This window comes from Flavobacterium sp. GT3P67, from assembly GCF_004349155.1.
Lineage (GTDB): Bacteria > Bacteroidota > Bacteroidia > Flavobacteriales > Flavobacteriaceae > Flavobacterium > Flavobacterium ranwuense.
Map to the genome: position 1 here is coordinate 22,895 of NZ_SMLF01000017.1, position 6,499 is coordinate 29,393.

Genomic DNA, 6,499 nt, shown 5'->3' on the forward strand with positions numbered 1-6,499 from the left:
AATCATGCATTTCAACCTTTCCAAGTCAATTTAAGTTTAGTAAGTGCTACTAAAAAGGGTACAACTGTTGAATTCGGTATCCCTCTTTGTTCTTTTTTTCGTTTCTGATGCTCTTGATTATAAAAAGGATCATATAAATAATAGCTCGTCAGCCCAAAGTGGCATGTTTCGCATAAAAACAAATAGCCATCCATTTTAATTAAAATATTAAATTTAGAAAGAGAAAATAAAAGACCATGAAATTTAATATTCTAAAGCAAGGAGCTACGGAAATACTAACAAAATAAGATACCTAAAACGAGCTATGATCGAATCCAAACCCCAGAATTTAATCGAGGTATTAAAAGCTCGTAATATTGAGCTTACAATGCAAAATCAAGAGTTGCAATTAGCAAAAGATAAAGCAGAAATAGCCGTTCAAAGGCTAAATTTATTTTGTGATATTTCCCCGGCAGGGCATTTTCTTATTGATTGCAGAGGCAAAATAGTAGGATTCAATAACAGCGGTTTAGCTCTTTTGGGCAAAACAGGTGATGACTTACTCAATTTCACTTTTAGTCACTTTATTACTAAAACAAACCTTCCTGATTTCAATCTCTTTTTACTACAAGTAAAAGAAACCAATGTCGAAAATTTTTACTTTATTGAGCTAACCATAAATCAAGAAAAACAGGTATTAGTTCACTTAACTATTAGGTTTTTAGAAAAGGAGCAACAATACCTTATAACTGCTCTTGATAGAACTGAAAAAAAGCTTCTAAAAAATATTTTAGCGGAAAAGGAGTCTATTTTTAAAGAAATTCAAAGAATTGGAAACATTGGCTCCTTTCAATTTAATATATCTACTAATTTTTTGGAGTTTTCTCAAGAATTACGATTTATTTTTGGATTTCACGATAGCATACCTTCAAATATTTTAGAAACATGGTTAGATACTATTCATCCTCAGGACAGAAAAATGATGGAGCTGTATTTACAAGAATGTATTCTAAATCAAAACTTGTTTCGCAAGGAATACAGAATCATTCGCAAGAATGACGGCGAGATTCGATGGATAGATGGATGGGGGGAAATTATTTTTGATGACGAAGCTAATGAACTTTCTATGATTGGAGTAATCCAAGACATCACTGATCGCAAATTAGCTATAGAAAAAATACAAAATGCTGAAACACGTTCGCATCGAATATTTGAATCATCCAAAGAAGGAATTTTAATTCTGGATGCGATCACAGGCCAGATTACTGATGCAAATCCTTTCCTGATTGAGTTGATTGGATTTAATTACGATGAGTTGGTAGGAAAAGAACTTTGGGAAATTGGAGTTTTTAAAAATATTGCGGCTTCTAAAGAGGCTTTTATAGAATTACAAAACAAAGAATACATTCGATTTGAAGATATGCCATTGGAAACAAAAGCAGGATATTCAATCGATGTTGAGTTTGTAAGCAACGTATACATTGTAGATGAAAACAAAGTTATTCTATGCCACATCCGAGATATTTCAGATCGTAAGAAAGTAGATCTCGCATTAAAAGAAAGGAGTCAGCTGTATTTTGCCATGTTCGAAAAAAATCAGACTCCTCAACTCCTGATAGACCCAATGAGTGGTAACATCATCGATGTTAATTCGGCCGCCGCACAATTTTATGGTTATTCCTTAGAAGAATTTAAACGAATGACCCTATCAGATATTAGTACTTTTCCATCAGAACAAATATTGGAAGAGATGAAAAAATTCACGATCACTGGGCCATCCTATTTCCAATTTATTCATAAGCTAGCTTCTGGTAAAACTTGCGATATTGAAATGTATACCAGTCCATTGTCGATTAGTGGACAAGCCTTATTAATCTCTACAATAAACGACATCTCAAAAAGGAAACTTGAAGAAGAACGACTGGTCCAATTAAATAACAAACTGAAAGAAGTCAATGTCTTAAAGTCTCAATTTATATCCACCGTTTCCCATGAATTCAGAACCCCTTTAGCAGGAATTCTTTCCAGTGTTCAATTATTGCAAATATACAACGATACTTTGGGCAAGGAAAAAAAAGAAAAACTGTTTAAACAGATATTTGATGCTGTACAACATACCACAGCTTTACTCGATGATGTTTCTCTAATTGATGAAGAGCAAACGAGCCTATCTTTTTTTAGACCTGCAAACATTCAACTTCTTCCCCTCATAAATGAGATTATTGAAGAAAACATATCCGTATCGGAAACCAATCAAAAAGTAATACTGAAATCGAACTTAGATATTAAAAACTATTATATGGATTCAATTATGATTCGTCACATTTTTAATAACATCATATCTAACGCCATAAAATACAGTAGTAAAAATATTACCATCGATTTAAATGAAATAGACAATAAAAAAAATAGAATTCATAATCAAGGATCAAGGAATCGGAATACCTGATGAGGAAATAAAATATTTAGTAGACCCTTTTTACCGTGCTTCTAACAGAGGAACTGTACAAGGAACTGGTTTTGGTTTGTCTATTGTAAAAAGATTCGTTGATCTTCATAAAGGCCAAATGTTAATTGAATCAGTTGTAAATAAAGGAACAGCAGTAACTATTACATTACCATACTTACAGCAGTAAAATGTTTAATTTAATCTAAAAGAGCAGACACTGGCTCCGTTTCTTTCAATCAATAATAAAATACTGATTATTCTAATTTTTTTTAAATGAAAAAGATTCTTATCATAGAAGACGATACAGTCTTAAGAGAAAATACAGCTGAATTTATTAAAGGACAAAACTTCGAAGTCTTTATGGCCGAGGATGGACTTGTGGGAGTCCAACAAACTTTAAAGCATTTACCAGACCTTATTCTTTGCGACATATCTATGCCTAATATGAATGGATATGATTTTTATAAAACAATAAAGCAGATTAAGGCCACTTCAACTATTCCTTTAGTGTTTTTTTCGGCTCGAACTGAAAATGAAGATATTAGAGCAGGAATGCAATTAGGCGCTGATGATTACATCACAAAACCTTTCAGTCTTTATGAGTTATTAAGAGTTATCAATACACGTCTCGCTAAATATGATAGACTTGAACAAATTCATGACGAAAAATTTCATGCTCTTATAAATCATGCAACAATAGGTATTTATATTTATCAAAATGGCAAATTTATATTTTATAATACCCCATTAGCAAACATTTTCGGTTATGACTATGATGATTTTTCTTCAGTAAATTTTGAGGAACTCCTCGATGACAAATATAGTAATAAAACAAAAATTTTAAACAATTTTGATCGTTGTTTAAAAGATTCGGAAAGTTCTATATCTGTGAAGTTTGAAGCTATCCATAAAACTTCAAATACAGTATTTGTTGAATTATTTGGATCTTTAATTACATATAATGGCCTCCCAAGTATTGTAGGCAATGTCACTAAATTATATCCTGAAAATCCAGCACCATTTATATTTAAACACACAAAAGGCATTCCCGCCAAACTAACTAATCGCGAACTTGAAGTGCTAGAATTGATTTGTAAAGGTAAATCTACTTTGGAAACATCTCAAGTCCTTTGCCTGGGGCAGCGAACTATTGAAACATACAGGGCCAGTCTTTTGGAAAAAACAGACAGCAAAAACATTGCTGAACTTATCATGTATGCTATCCGTTATAGATTGATAATAATAGAATAACAAATGGGTTTTAACCCTATTCAACTTATTTTGACTATTAACTGAATAGATTTTAATGAAAATTTTCATCCCAATTCTCAAGGATACTCACTTGATTTCTGTTCAATTTGTCTTTATAAAAACAGGCTGAATTAAAAAAAATAAATATTCCACCTACTTTTAAAACTAATCAATACTGCCTCCAAATACCAATCATGACAGACTTCAAGTTTGGCTGCCCCCAAATATTTATCGTAAAATATCTACGTATTTATACTAGTTTTTACTTTTATCAAAAAAAAAACGTAAATCTACTGAGTCATTTAGTCTAATAAAAGCGGCACTTAATCTGAAAACTAAATAATTACTCATAAGGATTTACAATTAAATATTGAGGTTATTTAAGTCTTGTCAGTAATATAAAACATTTAGATATTAAAAACCCTGCTTAGTCTAAACTTTAAAGACACAATAGGGAATCACCAACTCACAGTACTGAAATTCATATGTAAATGCAATTCTATTTTAGAGGTGTCTAAAACCCTTTTCCAAGAGCAGCGAACTATTAAAACATCAAGAGCAATTAAAAAAAATAGACAGCGAAAAATATTGATAAACTTATGGAGTACCCTATCTATAATGCATTGATAGTCAAAGAGTAAAATATAATTTAAATTCTGCACAATTCATTTGATTATTAATTGAATAGCTCTTGATACAAATTATTGCGACAATTCTCTAGTATATTCTCTTGGTTCCTGTCAATTTGTCTTTAACAAAACTGGCTAAATTGAAAAAAAACAAACAGGCCTCCTGCTTTTAAAACTACTTAGAATAACCTCTAAAGGTCAATAATGATATACCTGAAGATTAGGTCCATAATAATATTTGCAACAATACCTCTCCGTATTTTTACTGATTATTGTTTTTGCTTTAAAAATAAAAGAGTATATCTACTGACTCCCTTAGTTTTTATAAAAGGTTACTTTGCTTGATAATTACATCATTACAGTATGATTTATCATTGAATTACAACCCATTAGTTGTAATTAGTTCTTTGTTATGATGTTCTCGATTAAATTATTTATTATGAAAAAAAAACTACTATATAATGTCATAGCTTTCGCTCTATTATCATTTCCAAATTTAACTTTTGGGCAAGTTCTTAACTTGGGTAAAGTTGAAAGTTTTTTGGCCTACTCAACCAGAGGCGCAGTTTCTAATACAAATACAGCATTTGTTAATTCTTCCTTTCAAGGAGACGTAGGGACGGACGTAGGTGCGGTAACTGGTTTTGGAGCCTCTTCAGCCCCTAATAGCTCTGTCTCCTTTTTAGGGGGCAATCTTGAAAATCAGAATTCTTTAACAAAACAAGTAAAAGAAGATTTACTTAATATATACATTCATTTATGTGACGTTCCTGTAACACATCCTAGTCCTGCACATCCAGTTGCACATGGCCTTGCTTTTGGAGGTGAGACACTACTTCCAGGAGTATACCTTATGAATGGTGCGGGAACCTTTACAGGAAATTTGACTTTAGACGGTGGTGGGGATCCAAATGCATTTTATATTTTTAAGTTTAATGGTGCATTTACGGCAGCAATTGGCTCCAAAGTCATCTTAACAAATGGAGCTAGTTCAAAAAATATATTTTGGATAGCCGAAGGAGCAATTACCGTCGGAGCATCAGCAGTTATGAAAGGAACGCTTATTGCGCATCCAGGCGCTATTTCAGTAGGAGATGGTGCTAGTATTGAAGGAAGAGTTCTCTCTACTGAAGGAGCTATTTCTTTTTATGCTGGAGATTCAACAATACCTGTAGGACTAGCAACTATTCCAATTTCTTGTACAAATTTCTGTGCTAATCCTATGATGGGTACTGCTGCTAATTTTGTCTTATTTAGTAGTTTTGGAGATGTTTCAAATGGAGGTACTTCGGGTTTTATAGGTGATATAGGAACAAATAGTGGTGCAGTAACTAATTTAGCAGGAGCTACTTATATTGGGGCAGTACATGAGCAGGATTCAACAACTGCACAAGCAGCATTAGATGTGTTGAGTGCCTATAATCAATTAAAAGCCGTACCTAATACTGTTGAAGATCATACACCAGCATTTGGAAGTGGGGAAACCTTAACTCCAGGGGTATACTCGATTAATGCTGCAGGATCACTGGCCGGAACACTTACTTTAGATGGTAAAAATGATCAGAATGCATTATTTATTTTTAAGTTTAACGGAGCATTTTCTACTGAAGCTCAATCCAAAGTTATTTTGGTTAATGGAGCCCGTCGTTGTAATGTATTTTGGATAGCGGTTGGAGCCATTTCACAGGGTACCTTTACTCATATGAAAGGAAATCTTATTGCAAACCCCGGAGCAAACTCAATGGGAGCTAACGGAAACCTTGAAGGAGGTATGTATTCTACTTCGGGAGCGGTTAGTTTTAGCACAGGTGTAATTTATAACCAATATAGTCTTTGTAATAAAATTATTATCGCAAATCCTGATACTGGAATAAATGTAAATGGCACTAGCGGTGGAACTTCTTTTGTAAATGTTTTAAATAATGACAGATTAGATGGTCAAGTATTTCAACCTTCCCAAGTCGAATTAAGTTTAGTAAGTGCTACTCCCACAAATGACACAACATTAAATGTAACCAATAAAATATATTTAGATGGAGGTAATGTATTAGTTGCCCCAGGAACTCCTGCAGGAAATTATATTTTAACCTATCGAATTTGCGAAGTTGCCAATCCTGGAAATTGTGCACAAACTTACGTAACCATAACGGTGACTGCCGCTCCGATATTAGCTGTTGATGACACGATCAAT

Annotated in this window: 4 protein-coding genes; all 4 read left to right on the forward strand. The window is 33.0% G+C overall.

The features are described from left to right. The first annotated feature begins 304 nt into the window (after positions 1–304). Positions 305–2,428, forward strand: a complete 2,124-nt coding sequence (locus E0H99_RS16705; protein WP_131998310.1) for a PAS domain S-box protein — start codon at positions 305–307, stop codon at positions 2,426–2,428. 7 nt (positions 2,429–2,435) lie between these two features. Beyond that, positions 2,436–2,615 carry a sensor histidine kinase gene (locus E0H99_RS17685; protein WP_410503716.1) on the forward strand — a complete coding sequence of 60 codons (180 nt, stop codon included), beginning with the start codon at positions 2,436–2,438 and terminating at the stop codon, positions 2,613–2,615. Positions 2,616–2,701: 86 nt separating this feature from the next. Next, the gene (locus E0H99_RS16715) at positions 2,702–3,679 is read left to right on the forward strand and encodes a response regulator (protein ID WP_131998313.1); all 978 of its coding nucleotides are present in this window, start codon (positions 2,702–2,704) and stop codon (positions 3,677–3,679) included. Positions 3,680–4,747: 1,068 nt separating this feature from the next. Then, positions 4,748–6,499, forward strand: a 1,752-nt coding sequence (locus E0H99_RS16720; protein ID WP_165930311.1) for an ice-binding family protein, incomplete at its 3' end; no start/stop codon positions are given.

Coding starts and splice junctions, on each gene's coding strand:
- E0H99_RS16705 (WP_131998310.1), top strand. CDS start 305: ATGATCGAATCCAAACCCCAGAATTTAATCGAGGTATTAAAAGCTCGT.
- E0H99_RS16715 (WP_131998313.1), top strand. CDS start 2,702: ATGAAAAAGATTCTTATCATAGAAGACGATACAGTCTTAAGAGAAAAT.